Here is a 20,857-nt window from a genome sequence, read left to right as displayed (position 1 = left end):
ACGCCAAACCCTCGACTGGCAGAATCCAGCCGAGGTACTCCACAAACACCTAGTCGCAACAGCCGCTTGAAACCGCCGGCCCCGGATGCCCCGGTTTTCAGAATCCCGAGTCGATCAAGCCGATGAACCACGCCAGGCAGGCCAGACCGAGGCCCAGACCAAGCCAGGCCGAGGCCCAGACCAGGCCGAGGCCGAGTGGGGTCAGTCCCAGGCTGCGCCCAGGGTGGCGAGCTGGTCCGCGTACTCGATGCGGTCGGCCCACTCGCGCGGCCACGCGCTCATGCCGACGGCCGCGCCCAGGAAGGCGCCGGCGAGGGCGGCGATCGAGTCGGAGTCGCCGGCGGTGGTCGCCCCCCGGGCCAGCGCCGAAACCGGATCGTCGGCGTGCCGTACGGCGCAGAGCAGCGCGGTTGCCAGCGCCTCCTCGGCCACCCAGCCCTCGCCGGTGGCCCGACACGGGTCGGCGCCGTCGTCCGGCTCGGCCAGGGCGGTGGTCAGTCGGCGCAGCACTGCCAGGCAGTCGTCCCAGCCCTGGGCGATGAACTCCTCAGGAGTGTCGGAACCAGCGCGCTGCCAGAGGTCTCCCAGCCACCGCTCCCGGTAGACCAGGCGCTGCGACAGCGCCCGCTCGGTGAGCACCGCGGGAAGCTCGGTCAGCGGTACGCCGGTACGCAGCGCGAAGACCGCGTACGCGGTGAGTTCGCTGGCGGCCAGCCCGGTCGGGTGGCCGTGGGTCAGCCCCGCCTGCAACTGGGCCAACCCGGCGAGCGTGTCGAGGTCCGTGTCGAGCAACCCGACCGGGGTGACCCGCATGTTGGCCCCGCAACCCTTCGAACCGACAACTGTCGCCTCCTGCCAGCGCGTCCCACGGCTCAGTTCGGCGCAGGCGCGCAGGCAGGTCATGCCCGGGGCACGGTTGTTGTCCGGGCTGACCGCCCAGGTCAGGAAGCGCCGCCGCAGCAGTGGCTGCACCGCCTCCGGCGTGAACGACGGCGTCTCGTGCAGCGTCCAACCCACCGCCAGCGCCATCTGGGTGTCGTCGGTGACCAGCGCCGGCTTGCCGGACAGCTCACGCGGGCCGGCCGGGCCGTACCGGCGCTGGATCTCGGCGACGGTCAGGAACTCGGTCGGCTTGCCCAACGCGTCACCGTAGGCGAGGCCGAACAGGGAGCCGGAGGCGCGCAGCGCGGAGGTGTGGATCACGGCGGCCATCATGCCCGGCCGCCGCAACCCACCGCGGGCTCAGTCCCAGCAGAGGCAGAACGGGTGGCCGACCGGGTCGGCGTAGACCCGGAACCCCTCGCCCTCACCCGGCAGCCGTCGGGCCCCGAGCGCCAGCGCCGCCTTCTCGGCGGCCTCGATGTCGTCCACCGTCACGTCGAGGTGGAACTGTTGTGGGCGCTCCGGGTCCGGCCAGGCCGGCGGCCGCAGGTTGAGCGCCTGCTGGAAGGCGAGACGTGGCTGGTGACCGGGCGGACCGCCCAGCACCACCCAGTCGTCTTCGGCGTCACCCTCGGCGAAGGGGATGCCGAGCAGCTCGGAGTAGAACGTCGCCAACGCCCGCGGATCCGGGCAGTCGAGCACCACTGAACGCAGCTGTCCAATCATGACCGTCATCCTGCCCAGCCGGTACGACAGGAAACCTCAGGCTTCGGCGAGGCGCCGGCCGGCGTCCCGGCACGCGGCGAGCACGGCCCGGGCGTACTGCGGGGTCGCGCCGGCGAGGCCACAGGCCGGGGTGACCACCACCTGCGCGGCGAGTTGCCGACGGGGAAAACCGAGGCGGTCCCAGAGTTGGCGTACCCGGTCGGCGATCTGGGCGGAGGTCGGCGCGCCACCGGCCGACGGCGGCCGGGTCGGCGCGGCCCCGGCCAGCAACCCGAGGCCTGCGTCGAGTGCCTCGCCCAGCGGGTCGAGGTCGGTGACCAGGTCCAGGTCGAGGGCGACAGCGACGGCACCGGTCGAGCGGATCAGCTCCAACGGCACGTCCGGGGCGCAGCAGTGCACCAGCGTCGGCACGCCGACCGCCTCGACGACGGTGCGCAGCAGGGCGGCGGCGTCCACCGACTCGACCGCCCGGTACGCGCCCAACCCACTCTCGGTCGGCACCCGGCCGGCCAGCACGGTCGGCAGTGACGGTTCGTCCAGTTGCAGCAGCACCGACGCCTGGGGCAGCCGGCGGGCGACCGCCGCGACGTGCGCGCGCAGCCCCTCGGCGAGGGAGCCGGTGAGATCGCGGACCGCGCCGGGATCGCGCAACAGCCGGCCACCGATCGGCAGCTCCAGGGAGGCGGCCAGCGTGAGCGGGCCGGCGGCCTGCACCTTGAGCGGCCCGGCGTACCCCTCGGCCTGCTCGGCGAGCTGGTCCAGGTCACGTTCCATCAGGTCACGGGCCCGGCGCAGGTCGCGGCCCGGGCGTGGGGCGACCCGCCACCGCCCCGCGTACACCTCGACGGGCAGCTCGACGAGCAGCCCGGCGGACCGGCCGATCATGTCCGCTCCGGGGCCACGGGCCGGCAACTCGGGCAGGTGGGGCAGCTCGGGAAGCTCACCGAGGACCACCCGCTGAGCCTCGCCGATGTCGGTGCCGGGCAGCGAACCAATTCCGGTTGCCGCGCCGGCCGGCCATTGCCACGCCTGATCTGTCACGGGCGAAGGCTATCCCGCGAACACCCAGGCCGTGCGGTCAGCCGGTGATGGTCGCGGAGCCGAGGACCACGTCGCCGGCCGGGTCCGGCCGGTACGCCACCACGGCCTGACCGGCGGCGACGCCGCGTACCGGTCGGCGCAGCTCGGCGTGCAGCCGGTCACCGTCGAGGGCAACGGTCGCCGGCACCACGTCGCCGTGCGCGCGCAACTGCACCTCGCACTCGACCGGCGCGTCCGGACGCGCGCCGCCGGTCCAGACCGGACGGACGGCGTGCACGTCGGACACCTCCAGCGCCTCGGCCGGCCCGACCGTCACCGTGTTGGTCTTCGGGGTGATGGAGAGCACGTAGCGCGGTCGGCCATCCGGGGCGGGCCGGTCCAGGTGCAGCCCGCGACGCTGCCCCACCGTGTACGCGTACGCGCCGCTGTGGCTGCCGACGACAGCGCCGGTGGTGGCGTCCACCACGTCGCCGGGCGCCTCACCGAGGCGACCGGCCAGGAAGCCGCGGGTGTCCCCGTCGGCGATGAAGCAGATGTCGTGCGAGTCCGGCTTGTCGGCCACCGCCAGGCCACGCTCGGCGGCCTCCGCGCGGACCTGCGCCTTGGTCGAGTCACCGAGCGGGAAGATCGACCGGTCGAGCTGCTCGCGGGTGAGCACGGCGAGCACGTACGACTGGTCCTTGGCCAGGTCGACGCTGCGTCGCAGCAACCCGTCCGCACCGAGGCGGGCGTGGTGCCCGGTCACCACCGCGTCGAAGCCCAGGGCCACCGCCCGGTCCAGCACCGCCGCGAACTTGATCTTCTCGTTGCACCGCAGGCAGGGGTTCGGGGTACGACCGGCGGCGTACTCGGCGACGAAGTCGTCGACCACGTCCTCGTGGAAGCGGTCGGCCATGTCCCACACGTAGAACGGGATACCGATCACGTCGGCCGCCCGTCGGGCGTCCCGGGAATCCTCCAGGGTGCAGCAGCCGCGCGCCCCGGTCCGATAGGTCTGTGGGTTGCGGGCCAGCGCCAGGTGCACGCCGGTCACGTCGTGCCCGGCCGCCACCGCCCGCGCCGCCGCCACGGCCGAGTCAACCCCACCCGACATCGCCGCCAGAACCCTCACCGACGCACTCCCTTTCCCGTCCCCACCCGTTCCCCCACGACAACCCTATCCACCACCCCCGAAAACCCCACCCACCCACCAGCCCGCGCAGTCACCCCCGCACCCCCTCACCCGCGCCGATCTTGCACTTGCTGCTCCGACAATTGCCGCATCAGACGCGAATCGACGACCGAAAGTGCAAGATCGGCGCGGGCGAAGGGGCGGGGCAGGGAGGGCGAGAGGGGCGGGGGGTTAGCGGGGGGTGCGGAGGGCGGCGGCTCGGCGGGCTCGGTCGACCGCCGCCGGGAGGGCCGCGATGAGGGCGTCGATGTCGGCCTGGGTGCTCGTGTGGCCCAGGGTGAAGCGCAGCGAGGAGCGGGCGCGGTCGTCGTCGGCGCCCATCGCGAGCAGCACGTGCGAGGGCTGAGCCACCCCGGCGGAGCAGGCCGAGCCCGTCGAGCAGGCGATGCCCTGCGCGTCGAGCAGCAGCAGCAGGGCGTCGCCCTCGCAGCCGGGGAAGGAGAAGTGCGCGTTGCCGGGCAGCCGGTCGGCCGGATCGCCGTTGTAGATCACCTCGGGCACCGCCCGGCGGACCCGTTCGATCAGGTCGTCGCGGAGCGCGGCGACCCGGGCCGCGTACTCCTGCTGGCCCTTCACCGCCGCCTCCACGGCGACGGCGAAGGCGACGATGCCGGCCGTGTCCAGCGTGCCGGAACGGATGTCGCGCTCCTGACCGCCACCGTGCAGCAGCGGCGTCGCCGGTACGTCCCGGGCGAGCAGGAGAGCACCCACGCCGGTCGGGCCGCCCAGCTTGTGGCCGGTGACGGTCAGCGCGGCGACCCCACTGGCGGCGAAGTCGACGGGCACCTGACCGACCGCCTGGATGGCGTCGGTGTGGAACGGCACACCGTACTCGGCGGCCACGGCGGCCAGCTCGGTCACCGGCTGGACCGTGCCCACCTCGTTGTTCGCCCACATGGCGGTGACCACGGCGACGCGGTCGGCGTACGCGGCCAGCTCGGCGCGCAGGGTCTCCGGGTGCAGTCGCCCGGCGTCGTCCACCGGCAGCAGGCCGACCTCGGCGCCCTCGTGCTCGACCATCCAGTCGACCGCGTCCAGCACGGCGTGGTGCTCGACGGCGCTGGAGACCACTCGACGACGGTCCGGGGAGGCGTCCCGGCGGGCCCAGAAGATGCCCTTGACCGCCAGGTTGTCGCTCTCCGTCCCGCCACCCGTGAAGATCACTTCGGACGGCCGGGCACCGAGAACGGCGGCGACCCGCTCGCGGGACTCCTCGACCCGGCGGCGGGCACGGCGACCCGCCGCGTGCAGGGAGGACGCGTTGCCGACCTCGCGGGCGGTGGCGACGTACGCCTCCAGTGCCTCGTCGAGCATCGGAGTCGTCGCCGCGTGATCCAGGTATGCCATCACCGTTCAGCCTACGGCCGTGTGGTCGGGACGCGGAGGCCGGAGGGGCCTCCCGCGCAACGGCCGGGGTGGGGATCCCCACCCCGGCCGGTCGCCTGCGTACCCGCTCAGGCGGGCACCGCGGTGACGACGATGTTGTCGCGGTACTTGCGGGCCTTGGCGTCGAACGGCCCACCGCAGGTGATCAGGGTCAGCCGCGGCTTGCCGTCCCGGGCGAAGTAGCGGTCCAACGGAATCTTGGTCTTGTCGTACTCCTCCCGGGCCACGACCCGGTACTCACGGGCCTTGCCGTCGCTGCCGGTCGCGGTCAGGGTGTCGCCCTGGTCGAGCTCCCGCAGCCGGAAGAACGCGCCCTTGCCCTGCTGGGCGCTGTCCACGTGACCGGCGATGACGATCGAGCCGGCGTCCGCCTCCAGGCCGGGGCCGTACCGGTACCAGCCGATCTCGTCGACGCTCGGCGGCACCTCGAACTCGTTGGTCCGCTTGTTGATGCCCACCGCGTTGATCGTGGCCTTGACGTCGATCGCCGGGATGGCCAGCCGGACCGGCTTGACGGTCTCCGCCCCGGCCGGCAGCTCCCCGGTGGTCACCGGGACCGAAGGGCCCTCGGTCCCGGCGGCCGACGGGGTGGCGGTGGCGAGCTGGGCCGCCTCGTCGGCGCCCACGTCCTCGGCCGGCTGGGAGCCGCACGCCACCAGGGTGGCGACGGTGAGCGCGGCAACGCCGGCGGCCAGGGCCGCCAGCGCGCCGCGGTTGCGCACCGTCACTTGCGGCCGGTCCGCGCGGTGGCCATCCGCACCCCACCACCGAGCAGCAGGAGTACGCCGGCACCGGTCAGCGCGTACCACCAGGTGTTCACGCCGGTGCCGGCCTGGCCGCCGTCACCGCTGGGCACGCCGCCCGGAGAGGAGTGCAGACCGGTGATGGTCTGCGCCACCACGTCGAGGGTCTTGCCCTCGGCGGAGCCGATCGCGTAGACGATCGTGGCGGTGCCCTCCTTGAGGTTGAGGTCGGCCGGGCCGATGGCCACGGTGTCGGTGCCGGCCAGCACCACGTCCGCCTTCACGTTGCCCGCGTCGACGTCGCCCTTGGCCTCGTTCGGGTTGGTGAGGTCCTCGAAGACCGGGGTGCCACCGGCGCGGACGTCGACCGCCGGGGCGGCGGCGGTGTGCCGGACGATCAGCCGGGCCTTGCCGGCGTCGACCTTCGAGACGTCGTTCACGAACGGGGTGATCTTCGGCTGGCCGGCGGCGTCGAGGTGCGCGGCGATGCTGATGTTCGCCCCGCCCGGCACCGCGGCGTTGTCGACCTTGAGGATCGCGCTGCCGATCGGCTCGCCCGGCTTGGTGAGCGCGATGTCGTAGTCGCCCTCCTCCAGGTTCAGCGGGCCGGCGACGTCGCCGGGCTTGAAGTTGTCGAGCGTCTTCTCGCCGTTGACGTAGACGTCGACGGGGGTGTCCGGGATGCCGTGCACGACGGAGACCTTCGACGTGGCGGCGTACGCGGGGGTGGCGGTTAACGCGCCGACGCCGGCGAAGGCCAGCGCGGCGACGGCGCCGCCCGCGGCGACCCGACGGAAGTACGAGAGCTGCATGTCTGCCTCCTGGTGATTACTGCTGATTCGTCAGGCCTGGCTTGCAGAACGGGTTACGCCGGCTCCGCGACGGACGGATGCGCCCCGGACGAACTTTTCTTTTCCGGCGTCACCCGCATCCGTTTCCGGGTCGGGGGACGAAGAGCAGGTGAGATGACATCGACCGGGAAAGTGGGGCGGGGGCTGTGGCGGCTACAGTCGGGTATGCCCCATCGAAGGCGAGCCGCCTGATGACGGCGCCACCCGAGAATCCAGACCCCCCGGTGGACGACACAGCCCTCCGGTTCCGTGCTGGCGACGAGGCGGCGCTGCGCGAGGCCTACGACCGCTACGGCCGTGCCGTGCTGCACCTGGCCACCACCATGCTGGCCAACCGCGCCGATGCCGAGGACGTGACCCAGGCGACTTTCGTCGCCGCCTGGCTGGGAAGGGACACCTTCGATCCCGCCAAGGGGTCGCTGATCGGCTGGCTGCTCGGCATCGGCCGGCGCAAGGTGATCGACCGGATGCGGGCCTCGGCCCGGGAGACGCGGGTCGTGGAGACGGTCCGGCAGCTGCCCGAGCCGGCGCAGGCCGGCCCGGACCCGGACCGGGTGGTGGACCGGCTGGTCATCGCCGATGAGCTGGCCCAACTTCCGGACGACCAACGGCGCATGCTGGAGTTGGCGTTCTACGACGACCTGACACACCAGCAGATAGCGGCGATGACAGGTGTGCCGTTGGGCACCGTGAAGAGCCACATCCGACGCGGTATGGCGAGCTTGAAACGCAGATGGGAGGTGGACGGTGCAGCACCTGGACCACGACCGGCTGGTCTTTCTGGCGCTCGGTGAGAGCGAGGCGGACAACGGCGAGAGCACCCACCTCGGCAGCTGCGCGCACTGCCGGCGGGAGATAGAGACGCTTCAGCAGGTGGCCGGCCTCGGCGCAGAGACGCAGGGTCTCGGCGACCTGCCCGACCCGCCGGAGCACATCTGGCAGGGCATCGTTGCGGAGGTCAGAGCGGCGGAGACACTGCCGTCGCTCACCGACTCCCGGCGCCAGCACGTGCTGCCCGAGCAGCCGAACGGCACGACGGCCGAGCCGAGCACCGCCACCGTCGCCCGCCTGGATCCGACCGACCGGTCCCGCCGGGGCCGCGGCTGGTCCCGTTGGGCGTCGGTAGCGGTGACCGCTGTCGCCGCCGCGGCGGTGGGTGTGGTGGGCACGGCCTCCGTGCTGCGCCCGGACGACCCGGCTCCGACCCCGCCGCAGGCGGTGGTGGCGAGCGCGCCGCTGGCGGCGTACGGGGCGACGCCCCCGGCGGCCACTGGTGACGCGCGGGTTCTCCAGGACGGCCAACTACATCTGCATGTGGCGAATCTCCCGAGCGTCCCGGGGTACTACGAGGTCTGGCTCATCAATCCGACGACGATGGAGATGTTCTCGGTCGGCACCCTGGGGGGCGGCTCGGATGCGTTGCTTCCCCTGCCGCCGAATGTCGACCTCAAGAGCTACTCGGTGGTCGACGTCTCCGCCGAGCAGTACGACAACAACACCCGCCACTCCGGCGACAGCCTGTTGAGGGGCACCCTGACGGGCTGATCGGTGGGCCGGCTCAGCTCCCCGGCCCGCCGATCAGCTCCCCACACGGCAGTGGCCGCCCGTTCGCACGGGCGGCCACTGCTGTTGTCGCTGAGTTACTTGCGCTTGCGGATCTCCTCCGCGGCCTGCGGGACGATCTTGAACAGGTCGCCCACCACACCGAAGTCTGCCAGCTCGAAGATCGGTGCCTCGCCGTCCTTGTTGACAGCGACGATGGTCTTCGAGGTCTGCATGCCGGCCCGGTGCTGGATGGCGCCGGAGATGCCGAGGGCGATGTAGAGCTGCGGGGAGACCGTCTTGCCGGTCTGGCCCACCTGGAACTGGTGCGGGTAGAAGCCGGAGTCGACGGCCGCCCGGGACGCGCCGACCGCGCCACCGAGCAGGTCGGCAAGCTCCTCGACCAGCTTGAAGTTGTCGGCGTTGCCGACGCCCCGGCCGCCGGAGACGACCACGCCAGCCTCGGTCAGCTCGGGGCGGGAGCCCTTCTGCTCGGCGACCCGCTCGACGACGGTGGCCAGCTTGTCGGTGTCGGTGACCGACACGCTGAGCTGCTCGATCGCCGGAGTGGCCGCCGCCGGGGCGGGGGTGACCGAGTTGGGCCGGACGGTGACCAGCGGCAGGCCCTTGGTGACCTTGGACTTGACGATGGTGGAGCCGGCGAAGGCGATCTGCGTCGCGGTGCCGTCGGCGTCCAGGCCGACCACGTCGGTCAGGATGCCGTTGTCGAGCTTGACGGCGAGCCGGGCGGCGATCTCCTTGCCCTCCTGGGCGGAGGCCAGCAGAACGGCGGCCGGTTGCACCCGCTTGACCAGCTCGGCCAGCACCGTCGCCTTGGGGGCCACCAGGTAGCCGTCGATCTCGTCACCCTCGGCGGCGTAGATCTTCTCCGCGCCGTACTCGCCCAGCTTGCCGCTCAGCGCCTCGGCGGCGCCGGCGCCGCCGAGCACCACGGCGCTCGGGGTGCCCAGCTCACGCGCGAGGGTGAGCATTTCCAGGGTGACCTTCTTGACGCCGAATTCCTTGGTGGCTTCGACGACGACGAGAACCTCAGACATGTCAGAACCCCCCTCTCACACGAACTTCTCGGTGGCGAGGAACTCGACCAGCTTGACGCCGCCCTCGCCCTCATCAGTGATCTTCGCGCCGCCGGAGCGCGGGGGGCGCTTGCTGTGCTCGACGACGGCACTGGTGGCGCCGTCGAAGCCCACCTCGTCGGCGGCAACCCCGAGGTCGGCCAGCGAGAGCGTCTGCACCGGCTTCTTCTTGGCGGCCATGATGCCCTTGAAGGACGGGTAGCGCGGCTCGTTGATGGTGTCCCAGACGGAGACCACGGCCGGGGTGGAGGCGGTGACCACCTCGTAGCCCTCCTCGGTCTGCCGCTCGACGGTCAGCGTCGCGCCGTCGACGGTGAGCTTGCGGGCACCGGTGAGCGCCGCGACACCCAGCCGCTCGGCGATCATGTGCGGCATGACCTGGACCCGACCGTCGGTGGACTCGGCACCGCAGATGACCAGGTCGGCGCCGAGCTGACCGAGCGCGGCGGCGAGCACCTTCGAGGTGGCGACGGCGCACGAGCCGTGCAGGGCGTCGTCCAGCACGTGCACGGCCTTGTCCGGGCCCATGGAGAGCGCCTTGCGGATCGACTCGGTCGCCCGGTCCGGACCCATGGTCAGGATGGTGACCTCGCCGCCGTGCGCCTCCTTGATCTTCAGCGCCTCCTCGATGGCGTACTCGTCCATCTCGTTGATCACGTTGTTCGCCGAACCGCGGTCGACGGTGTTGTCGTCATTGCGCAGGTTGCGGTCCGCGCCCGAATCAGGCACCTGCTTGACGAGTACGACGATGTTCATCGCGCTTCGACGACCCTCCTGTGTGGTGTTGCGATTCGCTCGCCCGGTCTGGGGCGCAGCGTCGCGCGTCGGTCGACGCCAGGTCAACCGAGGGCGGCTGTGCAGTTGCCCACGGCGCAATGTTACCTGCCAGTAGGTTGCGTCCTCGCAGCACTCAGGGTGACACAGCTCACCGACCGGCCGGCGATCAGGCTGGCTCGGTCAACGCGGCCCGGATCTGGTCGATGGCCGCCGCCTCGGTAGGCGCCACCCCGTCATGCGCCCGGGCCACCCGGTCCGCCGCGGCCAACACCAGCGCCCGGTACGCGTCCACGTCCTGCGGTGACTTGTCGCGCAGAATCCGCACCGCCCGCCCCAGCGCCGGCAGCACCACCGACTCGATCTCCAGCTGCGAGTCCCGGGGAAGTCGCGGCAACGGGCCGCTGGTCAGCGCCTCCTTGACAGTCCCACTGGCGTCGGCCAGCGCGCCGGACGCGGCGATGCTCTCCCGGATCACCCCCACGACACCGGGATCGGCGTTGGAGACCAGGAAGACGGCGCCGAAGGCACCGGTCTTGAGGGTCAGCCGCTCCTCGTCCGTCAACCGCTGCTCCATGATCACGGAGTGTAGACGTACGGGGTGGTGGTGGTGACCGGGACGAGGCCGAGCCGCTGGAGGATCGGCCGGCTGTCCTCGGAACAGTCGACCTGCATGAGCGTCCGGCCCCGCTGCTCGGCGAGCCGCGCCCGGTAGTTGACCAGCGCCCGGTAGATGCCCTTGCGCCGCCACTGCGGCAGTGTCGAGCCACCCCACAGCGTGGCGAAACCGGTGTTCGTCGGGAACCGCACCCAACCGGCGCTCACCACCGTCTCGTCCGCCTCGGCCACCACCACGGTGATCGAGTTCGGGTCGGCGTCGATCTCCTTGGCCAGCCCCCACACCAGGTGTGAGCGGTCCGCCTGCCAGACCTCCTCCTCCATGGCGGCGATCCGCTCCAGGTCCTCCCGGTCGGTCACCTCACGCAGGCGTACCCCCTCGGGAACGACCGGAAGCGCGGCGGCCAGCGGCGCGACCGGACCGACCACGACGGTCTCCCGGTCCTCCGGCACGAAGCCGGCGGCGCGCAGGCGGTCGGGCAGGTCCGCCGGTTCGTCGTGTTCGTTGAGTTTCCACTCGACCGACTGGCCGCGCTCACGGAACAGCCGCACCTGCCGGGAGATCAGCTCGTCCAACGCGTCGCCGGTCAACCCGCCCAGGTCGCGGTAGGTGAGGAAGCCACCGGCGTCGAGCCCGATGATCCGGACCAACGGCCCGTCCCGCTCCACCGTCACCCCGGCCGGAACCGGGTCGGGGATCTCCGGGCGGAGCTGGTTGTCGTAGGCGTCGCGCAGGGTCTGTACGTCGAGATCAGTCACCGACCCAGGCTAAGCCGGTTGGGAAGCGGATATTCTCCCACTGTGTGGGAGGTGATCAGGCGCTGGTTCGACCCGGCCGAGCTGGGCTCGGTCGGCGAGACGCCCGACTACCGCTTCTCACTGGCCAACGAACGGACCTTCCTCGCCTGGCTGCGCACCGGGTTGGCGCTGGTCGGTGGCGGGTTGGCCGCCGCCCAGTTCCTGCCCACCCTGCCGATGAGCCACCTGCGCGAGGTGATCGCGGTGGCGTTGCTGCTGCTCGGCGCGGCGGTCGCGATCCGCGCGGTGGACCACTGGGCGCGTACCGAACGGGCCATCCGGCTCGGTGAGGAACTGCCAGCGTCCCGGTTCCCCGCCATCCTGGCCCTCGCCGTCGGCGGCGGCGCGTTACTGCTGGTGGTCGCCGTCCTGATGCGGGCGGTCGGCGGTCGGTGAGCACCGGACGCGACCCGGGGCTGCAACCGGAGCGGACCCGGCTGGCCTGGCGGCGGACCCTGCTCACTGTGACGGTGGTGACCGCGCTCGCCGTCCGGCTGGCGTCGACCGGCGACCCGACCGGCGCGGTGCTCGCTGGCGGGACCGTGCTGGTGTGGGGCGCCCTGCTGGTGCTCTGCTGGCGCCGCGGCACCGGCACCGGTCCGGCCCGCACCGGCGGCCGGACACTTCCCCTGGTCACGGCGGGTACAGTGGTGCTCGCGTTACTGGGAGTGCTGCTGGTGCTGCGCGGACTGTGGTGACGGGATCCGGTGAGCCATGATGGGTGCATGGCCCGGCTTGGCGTACTTCTCTTCCTGGTGCAGATCGTCCTCGCGGTCTGCGCGCTGATCAGCTGTCTCTCCGCCGAGGAGGGCCAGATCCGGGCCCTGCCCCGGATCGCGTGGGTGCTGATCATCTTGTTCTTCCCGCTGGTCGGCTCGATCGCCTGGTTCATCGTCGGCCGCACGCCCAGCCCCGGTGCCCGCGCGGGCTGGCCGGGCGGCACCGGCGGCGCCCAGCGGCAGCGCCCCCGGCCGGTGGCCCCCGACGACGACCCGGAGTTTCTGCGCTCCGTCGAGGAACGCGCCCAGCAGCAGGACCAGGAGCTCTTCCGCCGCTGGGAGGAAGACCTGCGGCGGCGCGAGGACGACCTGCGCCGCCGCGACGGTGATCCGCCGCGTGAGGGTGACCGACCGGAGGTGTGAACGCGCCGCCGCCGGCGCGCGAGCGACGGCGGCGGCGGGTCCGACTCAGGCCAGGTTCGACGACCGGGGGTACGCGTCGGTCGGGTCGGTGAGCACGTTCACCAGGTACGGCACTCCGGAGTCGAACGCGCGCTGGAGCGCCGGGCCCAGGTCGGCCGCCTTGGCGACCGTCTCCCCCGCTCCGCCGAGCGCGCTGACCACCGTGTCGTAGCGCAGCTCCGGCTGGAGGTCGGCGGCCACGTCGTAGCCGTACATGGCCCGCATCGGGTGCTTCTCCAGCCCCCAGATGCCGTTGTTGCCGACGACGATCACCACCGGCAGCTTCTGGCGGACCAACGACTCGACGTCCATCAGCGAGAAGCCGGCCGCGCCGTCGCCCATCAGCACGCAGATCTGCCGGTCCGGGTGACTGACCCGGGCCCCCATCGCGTAACCCATGCCGGTGCCCAGGCAGCCGTACGGGCCCGGGTCCAGCCAGGTGCCGGGCTGGGCCGGCTCCAGGTACCGGCCCGCGTACGACACGAAGTCGCCGCCGTCGCCGATGGTGATCGCGTCCGGGGCCAGCACCCGACGCAGCTCGCCGTAGATCCGGGCGGGGCGGATCGGGTCGGTCTCGGCGGCCATCTCGGCGGCGTCGCGGGCCTTCGCCGCGTCCTCGGCGACGCGCAGGTCAGCGATCCAGTCGGTGTGGTCGGCCCGGTCGCCGCTGTGGTCGGCCAGCGCGGAGAGGATCAGGCGCAGGTCGCCGGCGGGGGCAACGGCCGGCTGCACGTGCGTCGCCCGCTGGCTGGGGGCGTCGACGATGTGCACCACCTTGGCGTCACCGAAGTCACCGAAGCTGAGCCGGAAGTCCAGTGGAGTGCCCACCACCACGACCACGTCGGCGCCGGAGAGCGCGGCCCGGCGGGCCTTGGCGAAGGCGAGCGGGTGCTCGGGCGGCAGCGAACCGCGACCCATGCCGTTGGTGAACACCGGCACCTGCAACGCCTCGGCGGCCTCGCGCAGGGCGGCGACGGCGTCCCCCGCGTACACGTCGGAGCCGGCGATGATGACCGGCCGCTGCGCCCCGGCGATGAGCAGCGCGGCGCGGCCGACCTCCTCCGGGTCCGGCGCGATCGGGTCGACGCCCGTCACGCTGGGCAGTTCGACGTCGGCGACCGAGAAGACCGTCTCCAGCGGAAAGTCGAGGAAGGCCGGGCCGCGGTGCGGGGTGAGCGCGGCGTGCAGCGCCGCGCCCACCGCGCGCGGGATGTCGTCGGTGCTGAACACCGTCTCGGCGTGCTTGGTGACCGGCGCGACCAGCGGCAGGTGGTCCATCTCCTGGAGGCTGCCGGAGCCCCAGCGGAACGCGGGTGCCCGGCCGCCGAGCACCAGCACCGGTGAGGCGTTGAAGAAGGCGCTGGTCATGCCGGAGATGCCGTTGGTGACACCGGGCCCGGCGGTGAGCACGGCGAGACCGGGGCGGCGCTGGAGCTTGGCCACCGCCTCGGCGGCGAAGACCGCTGACTGCTCGTGCCGGACGTCGTAGATCGGGAAGTCGGTCTTGTACGCGGCGTCGTAGAGCGGGAAGACGTGCCCACCGGACAGCGTGAACATCTCCCGTACGCCGTGCGCGCGTAGTGCCGCGAGCGCCAACTCGCCGCCGTGACCCTCGATCCGCTCCGTCATTCGCCGCTCCCCTTCGTCCCTGGTGACCGAGGCCCCACGCTACTGGCCGGTAGGAGCAATGTGAACCGTTCTCGGCTAATCGTCAGCGGCCGGTGAAGTCCGGCTTGCGCTTCTCGACGAAGGCCGCCATGCCCTCCCGCCGGTCGTCGGTGGCGAACAGCGCCGCGAACAGCTGACTCTCCCAGGCCAGGCCCGAGTTCAGATCCATGTCCAGGCCGCCGTCGACAGCCAGCTTCGCGGCGCGCAGCGCCTGCACCGGCCCGGTCAGGTACGGGGTGATCAACGCGACGGCCGTGTCGTACACCTCGGCGGCCGGGACGACCCGGTCGGCCAGGCCGATCCGCAGTGCCTCCTGCGCGTCCACCATCCGCCCCGACATGATCAGGTCCTTGGCGCGGGCCGGGCCGACCAGGCGGGCCAGCCGCTGGGTGCCGCCCGCCCCCGGGATGATGCCCAGCTTGATCTCCGGCTGGCCGAGCTTGGCGTCCTCGGCGACGACCCGCCAGTCACAGGCCAACGCCAGCTCACAACCGCCACCGAGGGCGTACCCGGTGATCGCGGCGACCACCGGCTTGGGGATCCGGGCGATCGCGCCGAGGGCGCTGGACAGGTTCGCGGCCCGCTCGGCCATGTCCACGTAGGACATCTCGGCCATCTGCTTGATGTCCGCGCCGGCGGCGAAGACCTTCTCCCCGCCGTACACGATGACGGCGCGGACCTCGGGGTCGGCGGTGGCGGCCGTGGCGGCGGCGCGCAACTCCTCCTGCACCTGCGTGTTGAGCGCGTTCATCGGCGGCCGCTCCAGCCGGATCGTGCCGATGCCGTCAGTGGTCTCCAGCCGAACGAACTCGCCCACGCTGCCCTCACTTCCTCGTCGAAGTCGCGTGCCAACCTTACGACCCGGGTCGTTTGGGTAAGTAGTGTGGTGTCAGCCCCGTGGGCGGGAGTTCAACGATGGTCACGTACTACGACGACAGATCGGTGCAGGTCACCTCCACCGGCGTCCGCGTCGACGGTCGCAGTTACGCGCTGGCCGACATCACCATGATCTGGCATCGCCGTGGCACCCGATCCTGGCGCGTGCTGGTGGGGCGGGGTGCCATCGGCGCCGCGCTCGCCGGCCCACTGGTCGCGGCGGTGCTCGGCATCGGCGTGGCCGTCTGGTTGCACCGCTCACCCACAGTGACGATCGCGATCGTCGGCGCGTCGGTCCTGGTCGGGTTGGCGGTGGGGCCGGTCGCCGACTTCCTCTTCGAACACCTGGACCGCTCGTACGCCCGGGGCAGCCGGCAACTGGAGATCTGGGCCCGCTGGCGAGGTCAGCCGGTGCGGCTGCTGCGCACCGGTGACGCGCTGCGCTTCGGGCAGATCTACCGGGCGGTGCAGCGCGCGGTCGAGCACAGCCAACCCGCCCGCCCCGGCATCCGCCGCTAGGAGCGCCTGATCTCCGACAGTGCCTGATCGAGCGGGGTCCGCCTTCGACCGTCAGCGGGCGCATGGTCGATCCATCCCCGACCCGTCGTCAGCGCGGGAGAGGTGCCGCTGCGGGAGCCTTTGGAGTTGATGTCGCAAACGAATCAGGCGGGGGAGGCCGCTTCGACCGGGTTTTCGAGCGGCGGGACACCGCCCTGATGTCGTAGGCGATTCAGCTCCAAAGGACGACCGCACCACCCCGCGTTCCCGGCGCGCTCAGGATGGGACAGACGAGGCGAGGGTTGCCCGTCGGTGGTTAGGCTTAGTGATGACCCTCTATTACCGGGACGACGCGGTGCAGGTGACCTCCGAGTCGATCCGGGCCGGCGGTCACGTGATCGCCCTGTCCGACGTGACGTTCGTCTGGCACGCCCGGGGGCAGAAAACCCTGGCCGTACGCGGCCGGGTGCTGGGTCGCGGTGTCCTGGTCCTGCTGCTCTCGCTGCCGCCGCTGGTCGCCGTGGTCTGCGTGCTGTCACTGGCCTGGTCGGCACAGGACCGGGGCAACTGGCAGCTCGCGCTGATCATCCTCGCCGCCTGCGCGGTGGGGGCGCTGGCGTTGCTGCCGTTCCTGGAGATCCCGTTGGGCTGGCTGGACCGCTCCTACGAGCGCGGCAGCCACGTGCACGAGCTGTGGGTGCAGCACCACGGCCGGGAGGACCTGCTGGTGCGCACCCCGGACGCGCTACGGTTCGGGCAGATCTACCGGGCCGTGCAGCGTGCCGTCGAACAGCAGGGCGACCACTGACGACCACCCGCCGCCGACCAGGCTCGTCGGGCGGTTGTGGTGCGGCCGACGCACACTTGATCCCATGGCGATTCCCCTCCCCACCCCGTCCGCCGTGGTCGGCCTGACCCGCTCCGCTCTCGACCAGGCACTCGGCTCGGCCGCCTCGTTCGCCGCCGTGCCCACCCGCGCGTTCGCGGTGCTGGACGGGGTGGAAGCTCTGCTGGCCCGGATCAACGGCGTGGTCGACCGCATCGAGACGACCCTGGACCGGACCGACCAGGTGCTCACCGACGCCGAGGCGGCGGTCCGTGAGGTGGCCGTCATCAGCGCCGCCGCGACCACCGCCATCGACACCGCCACCACCGTGGCCACCGCCGCCGCCGACGTGGTCGCCGACGCCGACCGGGTCTCCCGGACCGCCGCCACCGTGATCGCCAAGGCAGACGGGGTGGCCGGCCGGGCCGCCGTCACCGTGGGCACCGCGGCGGAGGCCGCCGCCACGGCGGCCGAGCTGATGACGGCGTACGAGCCGGCGCTGCGCCGGGCCGCACCGATGACCGAGCGCTTCGTCGAGCAGCTCAGTCACGAGGAGATCACCGCGGCGATCCACCTGATCGACGAGCTGCCCAAGCTCAAGGAGCACCTGACGGCCGACATCCTGCCGATACTGGCCACCCTGGACCGGGTCGGGCCCGACCTGCACGACCTGCTCGACGTGACCCGCGACCTGAAGCTCGCCGTCGCCGGCATCCCCGGGCTGGGCATGCTGCGCCGACGCGGCGAGAAGCTCGCCGACGAGCCCGCCGGCTGAGCCCTCGACCGCCCGCGCCGGGGGTCAGCAGTCGCAGGTGATCGTCGCGGTGGGGGCGGTCAGGTCGTCGACCGGGCGCCGGGTCAGCCCGGTCTCCGTCACCACCGGCAGCCCCTCCCGCACCCAGTACTCGAACCCGCCGAGCATCTCCTTGACCGGGTAGCCGAGCACCGCGAACTCCAGCGCCGCCCGGGTCGCCCCGTTGCAGCCCGGACCCCAGCAGTAGGTGACCACCGCCGAGCCGGGCGGGATCAGCTCCGCCGCCCGGGCCGCGATCTCGGCGGTGGGCAGGTGCACCGCGCCCGGCAGGTGCCCCTGGGTCCAGGCGGCCGCGCCCCGGGAGTCGACCACCACCAGGGCAGGCGTACCCGCCGACAGGTCGGCGTGCACGTCGCTGACGTCGGTCTCGACGCTGAGTCGGGCGCGGAAGTGGGCGGTGGCGGTGGCCGGATCGGCCGGCGCAACGGCGAAGGTGAAGGTCATGCACCGATCCTCGCCAGTACGGGTGCCCGCGACGAGTGGCGCGGACGACGTCCTGCGCTAACATCCCGCCATGCCGATCCCGGCCACCACCACCGGCTCCCGCCCACTGCCGACTCCCCGACGCCCGGCAGCCGCGCACCGGGTCGCCGTGCTCGCGTACCCGGGGATGTCGGTGTTCGAGACCGGCATCGTCACCGAGGTGTTCGGGCTGGCCCGGCCCGAGTTCGACGTCGACTGGTACGACCTGGTGCTCTGCGCCGAGCAACCGGGACCGCTGCCGGTGGTCGGCGGCGCGAGCCTGCACACGCCGTACGGCCTGGCCGAGCTGGCGGCGGCCCGGACGGTGATCGTGCCCGGCGTGGCGGACGTGACCGCCGACCCCTCCCCCGAGCTGGTGACCGCGCTGCGTCAGGCCCACCGTCGTGGCGCCCGCATCATGTCGATCTGCTCCGGCGCGTTCGCGCTGGCGGGTGCCGGGCTGCTGGACGGCCGGCGGGTCACCACCCACTGGCGGTACGCGGAGCTGCTGGCGCGGCGTTACCCACGGGTCGAGGTGGACCCGGACGTGCTCTACCTCGACGACGGCGACCTGCTCACCAGTGCCGGCAGCGCGGCCGGGCTGGACCTGTGCCTGCACGTGATCCGGGGCGACCACGGTGCGGCGATCGCCAATGCGGTCGCCCGACGGCTGGTCATCCCGCCGCACCGCGACGGTGGGCAGGCCCAGTTCGTCGAGGCTCCGGTGCCCACCGACCCGGACGACGACCGGATCGCCGGCAGCATCGACTGGGCGCTGGCCCACCTCGGCGAACCACTGACCGTGGCCCAGCTCGCCGCGCAAGCGCACATGTCGTCCCGCACCTACCTGCGGCACTTCGCCCGAGCCACCGGGACCAGCCCGATCCGCTGGCTGATCGACCAGCGGATCCGCGCCAGCCTGGCAATGCTGGAGGAGACGGACCTCGCTGTCGAGCAGGTCGCCTGGGCGGTCGGCTTCGACACCCCGGTCACCTACCGCCACCACTTCGGTCGGTCCATGCTGACCTCACCGACGGCGTACCGTCGGGCCTTCCGCACCGGCGCTGGCCAGCGGGCCTGACGCGCCGACGCGGTCAGGCCGAGGCGGCGGGGCGGGCGACGCGGTCAGACCGACGCGTACAGCTCGTCGATCTCGGCACGTTGCGGTAGCGCCACCGACGCGCCGAGCTTGCGGACGCACGCGGCACCGGCCGCCGATGCCCAGCGCACCGCGTCGACCACGTCCCGCCCCTCGCCCCAGCCGACGGCCAGCGCGGCGGTGAACGCGTCACCGGCGGCGGTGGAGTCGACCACGTCCACCGGTACCGCCGGTACGTGCACCTCGGTGCCGTCCCGGTCGACGTACCAGGCGCCCGCATCGCCGAGAGTGAGCACGGCCCGAGGGGCCAGGTCGAGCAGCGCCCCGGGCTCCTCCCGGCCACGACCGGCGAGCGCCTGCGCCTCGCCCTCGTTGACGACCAGCAGGTCCACCGCGGCGAGCAGCTCGGGCGGGAGGTCCCGTGCGGGTGCGGCGTTCAGGATGACAGTGGTGCCGGCGTCGCGGGCGGCCACCGCGGCGGCGGTCACGGTCTGCACCGGGATCTCCAGTTGGGCGACGAGGACGTCCGCCGCGCGCACCGTGGTCAGCTCCTCCTCGGTGAGACCGAGCAGGGCGTCGTTGGCGCCCGGGGTGACCACGATGGCGTTCTCCCCCTGGGCGTTGACCATCACCAGCGCCACTCCGGAGGCGCCGTAGACCACGCGCAGCTGACTGGTGTCCACGCCGGCCGCGGTGATGCGGGCCTTGAGGGTGACGCCGAAGGCGTCCGAGCCGATCGCGCCGAGGAAGGCACAGGAGGCGCCGGCCCGGACCGCGGCCACCGCCTGGTTGGCACCCTTGCCGCCGGGCACCATCACGAAGTCGGTGCCGAGCATGGTCTCGCCCGGTCGCGGCAGCGCGGGTGCCATCGCGACCAGGTCCATGTTGGCGCTGCCCACCACGGCGACCCGGGTCTGCGGCACGATCGTCTCCGCCGGTCCGGCGCTCAGGCGGCGCGGGCCGTGAAGCGGTCGCCGGACCGCTCGACCACCAGCGGCAGCCCGAAGGTCTTGGACAGGTTGTCACCGGTCAGCGTGTCGGCGAGCAGGCCCTGGGCGACCACCCCACCCTCACGCAGCAGCAGCGCGTGGGTGAACCCGGGCGGGATCTCCTCGACATGGTGGGTGACCAGCACCATCGCCGGGGCGTCCGGGTCGTACGCCAGCTCGGCCAGCCGCGCGACCAGGTCTTCCCGACCGCCCAGGTCCAGCCCGGCGGCGGGCTCGTCGAGCAGCAGCAGCTCCGGGTCGGTCATCAGGGCCCGGGCGATCTGCACCCGCTTGCGCTCACCCTCGGAGAGGGTGCCGTAGCGGCGCTCGGCGAGGCCGCCGACGCCGAGTTGACTCAGCAGTGACCGCGCCCGCGCCTCGTCGCCGCGGTCGTAGTTCTCCCGCCAGCGGCCGACCACCGACCAGGCGGCGGTCACCACCACGTCGCTGACCCGCTCGTCGGCGGGCAGTCGCTCGGCGACCGCGGCGGTGGTGAGCCCGATCCGGGTACGCAGCTCGTTGACGTCGGTGCGGCCGATCCGCTCGCCGAGCACGTGCGCGACACCTGTGGTGGGGTGCAGCCGGCCGGCGGCGAGGTTGAGCAGTGTGGTCTTGCCCGCGCCGTTGGAGCCGAGCACCACCCACCGCTCGTCCAGTTCGACACGCCAGGTCAGGTCCTGCAGGAGGGCGGTGCCAGAGCGGCGTACGCCGACGCCGTCGAGGCTGACCACCAGATCCGGGTCCACGAGAGCGGCGGCAGGCGCGGCACCGGCAGCGCCGGGGATCAGGTCACCAGTCACCACACCATCCAACCA

At 72.5% G+C, this 20,857-nt stretch carries 25 protein-coding genes; 9 read left to right on the top strand and 16 right to left on the bottom strand.

Features of this window, described 5'->3' with window-relative positions; genetic code table 11:
- Positions 1-201: 201 nt before the first annotated feature.
- From ACX27O_RS07220 to ACX27O_RS07190, 7 genes are all read right to left on the bottom strand, one after another.
- The gene (locus tag ACX27O_RS07220) at positions 202-1,212 is read right to left on the bottom strand and encodes an ADP-ribosylglycohydrolase family protein (RefSeq protein WP_435817686.1); all 1,011 of its coding nucleotides are present in this window, start codon (positions 1,210-1,212) and stop codon (positions 202-204) included.
- Positions 1,213-1,242: 30 nt separating this feature from the next.
- Positions 1,243-1,608 carry a VOC family protein gene (locus tag ACX27O_RS07215; protein ID WP_030337166.1) on the bottom strand — a complete coding sequence of 122 codons (366 nt, stop codon included), beginning with the start codon at positions 1,606-1,608 and terminating at the stop codon, positions 1,243-1,245.
- 36 nt (positions 1,609-1,644) lie between these two features.
- A complete protein-coding gene (locus ACX27O_RS07210; RefSeq protein WP_210859967.1) occupies positions 1,645-2,649 on the bottom strand; it encodes a uroporphyrinogen decarboxylase/cobalamine-independent methonine synthase family protein in 1,005 nt (334 codons plus the stop codon).
- 37 nt (positions 2,650-2,686) lie between these two features.
- Entirely contained in the window at positions 2,687-3,760 is a 1,074-nt protein-coding gene (gene mnmA / locus ACX27O_RS07205) for a tRNA 2-thiouridine(34) synthase MnmA (protein WP_036412479.1), read from the bottom strand.
- A 231-nt stretch (positions 3,761-3,991) separates the two neighbouring features.
- Positions 3,992-5,167, bottom strand: a complete 1,176-nt coding sequence (locus ACX27O_RS07200; RefSeq protein ID WP_030331085.1) for a cysteine desulfurase family protein — start codon at positions 5,165-5,167, stop codon at positions 3,992-3,994.
- A 107-nt stretch (positions 5,168-5,274) separates the two neighbouring features.
- Positions 5,275-5,934: a class F sortase gene (locus ACX27O_RS07195; RefSeq protein ID WP_030331086.1), complete on the bottom strand. Its 660-nt coding sequence runs from the start codon at positions 5,932-5,934 to the stop codon at positions 5,275-5,277.
- Positions 5,931-6,761 (bottom strand): DUF4397 domain-containing protein, encoded by an 831-nt coding sequence (locus ACX27O_RS07190; RefSeq protein WP_210865192.1) that lies wholly within the window; start codon positions 6,759-6,761, stop codon positions 5,931-5,933. Before ACX27O_RS07190 ends, ACX27O_RS07195 begins: the two co-directional genes overlap by 4 nt.
- A gap of 230 nt (positions 6,762-6,991) precedes the next feature.
- On the opposite strand from ACX27O_RS07190, the gene ACX27O_RS07185 reads away from it, so the two are divergent.
- Together ACX27O_RS07185 and ACX27O_RS07180 are read left to right on the top strand one after the other, a co-directional pair.
- Positions 6,992-7,594 carry an RNA polymerase sigma factor gene (locus tag ACX27O_RS07185; RefSeq protein WP_030331088.1) on the top strand — a complete coding sequence of 201 codons (603 nt, stop codon included), beginning with the start codon at positions 6,992-6,994 and terminating at the stop codon, positions 7,592-7,594.
- On the top strand, positions 7,548-8,345 hold the full coding sequence (locus ACX27O_RS07180) for an anti-sigma factor (protein ID WP_210857853.1): 798 nt from the start codon (positions 7,548-7,550) through the stop codon (positions 8,343-8,345). Before ACX27O_RS07185 ends, ACX27O_RS07180 begins: the two co-directional genes overlap by 47 nt.
- 95 nt (positions 8,346-8,440) lie before the next feature.
- On the opposite strand, the gene ACX27O_RS07175 is transcribed toward ACX27O_RS07180, so the two are convergent.
- The 4 genes from ACX27O_RS07175 to ACX27O_RS07160 all read right to left on the bottom strand — a co-directional run bounded on the left by ACX27O_RS07175 (position 8,441) and on the right by ACX27O_RS07160 (position 11,590).
- Complete coding sequence (locus ACX27O_RS07175) at positions 8,441-9,400, bottom strand: electron transfer flavoprotein subunit alpha/FixB family protein (RefSeq protein WP_030331091.1); 960 nt, start codon at positions 9,398-9,400, stop codon at positions 8,441-8,443.
- Positions 9,401-9,415: 15 nt separating this feature from the next.
- The gene (locus ACX27O_RS07170) at positions 9,416-10,195 is read right to left on the bottom strand and encodes an electron transfer flavoprotein subunit beta/FixA family protein (protein ID WP_030331093.1); all 780 of its coding nucleotides are present in this window, start codon (positions 10,193-10,195) and stop codon (positions 9,416-9,418) included.
- A gap of 187 nt (positions 10,196-10,382) precedes the next feature.
- A complete protein-coding gene (locus ACX27O_RS07165) occupies positions 10,383-10,796 on the bottom strand; it encodes a hypothetical protein (protein WP_210857851.1) in 414 nt (137 codons plus the stop codon).
- Positions 10,793-11,590 (bottom strand): GNAT family N-acetyltransferase, encoded by a 798-nt coding sequence (locus ACX27O_RS07160; RefSeq protein ID WP_030331097.1) that lies wholly within the window; start codon positions 11,588-11,590, stop codon positions 10,793-10,795. The genes ACX27O_RS07165 and ACX27O_RS07160 overlap by 4 nt, the downstream gene beginning before the upstream one ends.
- Positions 11,591-11,632: 42 nt before the next feature.
- Between ACX27O_RS07160 and ACX27O_RS07155 the strand changes: the two genes are divergently transcribed.
- Genes ACX27O_RS07155 through ACX27O_RS07145 form a run of 3 tightly spaced genes read left to right on the top strand, consistent with a single transcriptional unit; the run spans position 11,633 to position 12,771 of the window.
- A complete protein-coding gene (locus tag ACX27O_RS07155) occupies positions 11,633-12,025 on the top strand; it encodes a YidH family protein (RefSeq protein ID WP_030331099.1) in 393 nt (130 codons plus the stop codon).
- Positions 12,022-12,327: a DUF202 domain-containing protein gene (locus tag ACX27O_RS07150; RefSeq protein WP_210857850.1), complete on the top strand. Its 306-nt coding sequence runs from the start codon at positions 12,022-12,024 to the stop codon at positions 12,325-12,327. The genes ACX27O_RS07155 and ACX27O_RS07150 overlap by 4 nt, the downstream gene beginning before the upstream one ends.
- 27 nt (positions 12,328-12,354) lie before the next feature.
- Complete coding sequence (locus ACX27O_RS07145; protein WP_210857849.1) at positions 12,355-12,771, top strand: PLD nuclease N-terminal domain-containing protein; 417 nt, start codon at positions 12,355-12,357, stop codon at positions 12,769-12,771.
- A 45-nt stretch (positions 12,772-12,816) separates the two neighbouring features.
- Here ACX27O_RS07145 and ACX27O_RS07140 read toward each other — a convergent pair whose 3' ends face one another.
- Together ACX27O_RS07140 and ACX27O_RS07135 are read right to left on the bottom strand one after the other, a co-directional pair.
- On the bottom strand, positions 12,817-14,439 hold the full coding sequence (locus tag ACX27O_RS07140; RefSeq protein WP_030331103.1) for an acetolactate synthase: 1,623 nt from the start codon (positions 14,437-14,439) through the stop codon (positions 12,817-12,819).
- Positions 14,440-14,521: 82 nt separating this feature from the next.
- The gene (locus ACX27O_RS07135) at positions 14,522-15,295 is read right to left on the bottom strand and encodes an enoyl-CoA hydratase/isomerase family protein (RefSeq protein WP_210857847.1); all 774 of its coding nucleotides are present in this window, start codon (positions 15,293-15,295) and stop codon (positions 14,522-14,524) included.
- Positions 15,296-15,393: 98 nt separating this feature from the next.
- Between ACX27O_RS07135 and ACX27O_RS07130 the strand changes: the two genes are divergently transcribed.
- From ACX27O_RS07130 to ACX27O_RS07120, 3 genes are all read left to right on the top strand, one after another.
- Positions 15,394-15,873 (top strand): DUF6232 family protein, encoded by a 480-nt coding sequence (locus ACX27O_RS07130; RefSeq protein ID WP_210857846.1) that lies wholly within the window; start codon positions 15,394-15,396, stop codon positions 15,871-15,873.
- 307 nt (positions 15,874-16,180) lie between these two features.
- A complete protein-coding gene (locus ACX27O_RS07125; RefSeq protein WP_030331106.1) occupies positions 16,181-16,660 on the top strand; it encodes a DUF6232 family protein in 480 nt (159 codons plus the stop codon).
- Between the two features lie 64 nt (positions 16,661-16,724).
- Entirely contained in the window at positions 16,725-17,453 is a 729-nt protein-coding gene (locus ACX27O_RS07120; protein ID WP_030331108.1) for a hypothetical protein, read from the top strand.
- Between the two features lie 24 nt (positions 17,454-17,477).
- Here the strand turns inward: ACX27O_RS07120 and ACX27O_RS07115 are convergent, their stop codons facing one another.
- Positions 17,478-17,936 carry a rhodanese-like domain-containing protein gene (locus ACX27O_RS07115; protein WP_358125788.1) on the bottom strand — a complete coding sequence of 153 codons (459 nt, stop codon included), beginning with the start codon at positions 17,934-17,936 and terminating at the stop codon, positions 17,478-17,480.
- Between the two features lie 70 nt (positions 17,937-18,006).
- On the opposite strand from ACX27O_RS07115, the gene ftrA reads away from it, so the two are divergent.
- Positions 18,007-19,035 carry a transcriptional regulator FtrA gene (gene ftrA / locus ACX27O_RS07110; protein WP_458939089.1) on the top strand — a complete coding sequence of 343 codons (1,029 nt, stop codon included), beginning with the start codon at positions 18,007-18,009 and terminating at the stop codon, positions 19,033-19,035.
- 44 nt (positions 19,036-19,079) lie between these two features.
- On the opposite strand, the gene ACX27O_RS07105 is transcribed toward ftrA, so the two are convergent.
- A complete protein-coding gene (locus ACX27O_RS07105; RefSeq protein ID WP_030331114.1) occupies positions 19,080-19,976 on the bottom strand; it encodes a ribokinase in 897 nt (298 codons plus the stop codon).
- A gap of 23 nt (positions 19,977-19,999) precedes the next feature.
- Positions 20,000-20,842 carry an ABC transporter ATP-binding protein gene (locus tag ACX27O_RS07100; RefSeq protein WP_030331116.1) on the bottom strand — a complete coding sequence of 281 codons (843 nt, stop codon included), beginning with the start codon at positions 20,840-20,842 and terminating at the stop codon, positions 20,000-20,002.
- Positions 20,843-20,857: the final 15 nt, after the last annotated feature.

The sequence above is a fragment of the Micromonospora sp. SD19 genome (assembly GCF_054462275.1).
This window is presented reverse-complemented; position numbering and strand designations above follow the sequence as displayed.

Coding starts and splice junctions, on each gene's coding strand:
- ACX27O_RS07220 (WP_435817686.1), bottom strand. CDS start 1,212: ATGGCCGCCGTGATCCACACCTCCGCGCTGCGCGCCTCCGGCTCCCTG.
- ACX27O_RS07215 (WP_030337166.1), bottom strand. CDS start 1,608: ATGATTGGACAGCTGCGTTCAGTGGTGCTCGACTGCCCGGATCCGCGG.
- ACX27O_RS07200 (WP_030331085.1), bottom strand. CDS start 5,167: ATGGCATACCTGGATCACGCGGCGACGACTCCGATGCTCGACGAGGCA.
- ACX27O_RS07190 (WP_210865192.1), bottom strand. CDS start 6,761: ATGCAGCTCTCGTACTTCCGTCGGGTCGCCGCGGGCGGCGCCGTCGCC.
- ACX27O_RS07185 (WP_030331088.1), top strand. CDS start 6,992: ATGACGGCGCCACCCGAGAATCCAGACCCCCCGGTGGACGACACAGCC.
- ACX27O_RS07175 (WP_030331091.1), bottom strand. CDS start 9,400: ATGTCTGAGGTTCTCGTCGTCGTCGAAGCCACCAAGGAATTCGGCGTC.
- ACX27O_RS07170 (WP_030331093.1), bottom strand. CDS start 10,195: ATGAACATCGTCGTACTCGTCAAGCAGGTGCCTGATTCGGGCGCGGAC.
- ACX27O_RS07145 (WP_210857849.1), top strand. CDS start 12,355: ATGGCCCGGCTTGGCGTACTTCTCTTCCTGGTGCAGATCGTCCTCGCG.
- ACX27O_RS07140 (WP_030331103.1), bottom strand. CDS start 14,439: ATGACGGAGCGGATCGAGGGTCACGGCGGCGAGTTGGCGCTCGCGGCA.
- ACX27O_RS07130 (WP_210857846.1), top strand. CDS start 15,394: ATGGTCACGTACTACGACGACAGATCGGTGCAGGTCACCTCCACCGGC.
- ACX27O_RS07125 (WP_030331106.1), top strand. CDS start 16,181: ATGACCCTCTATTACCGGGACGACGCGGTGCAGGTGACCTCCGAGTCG.
- ACX27O_RS07120 (WP_030331108.1), top strand. CDS start 16,725: ATGGCGATTCCCCTCCCCACCCCGTCCGCCGTGGTCGGCCTGACCCGC.
- ACX27O_RS07115 (WP_358125788.1), bottom strand. CDS start 17,936: ATGACCTTCACCTTCGCCGTTGCGCCGGCCGATCCGGCCACCGCCACC.
- ftrA (WP_458939089.1), top strand. CDS start 18,007: ATGCCGATCCCGGCCACCACCACCGGCTCCCGCCCACTGCCGACTCCC.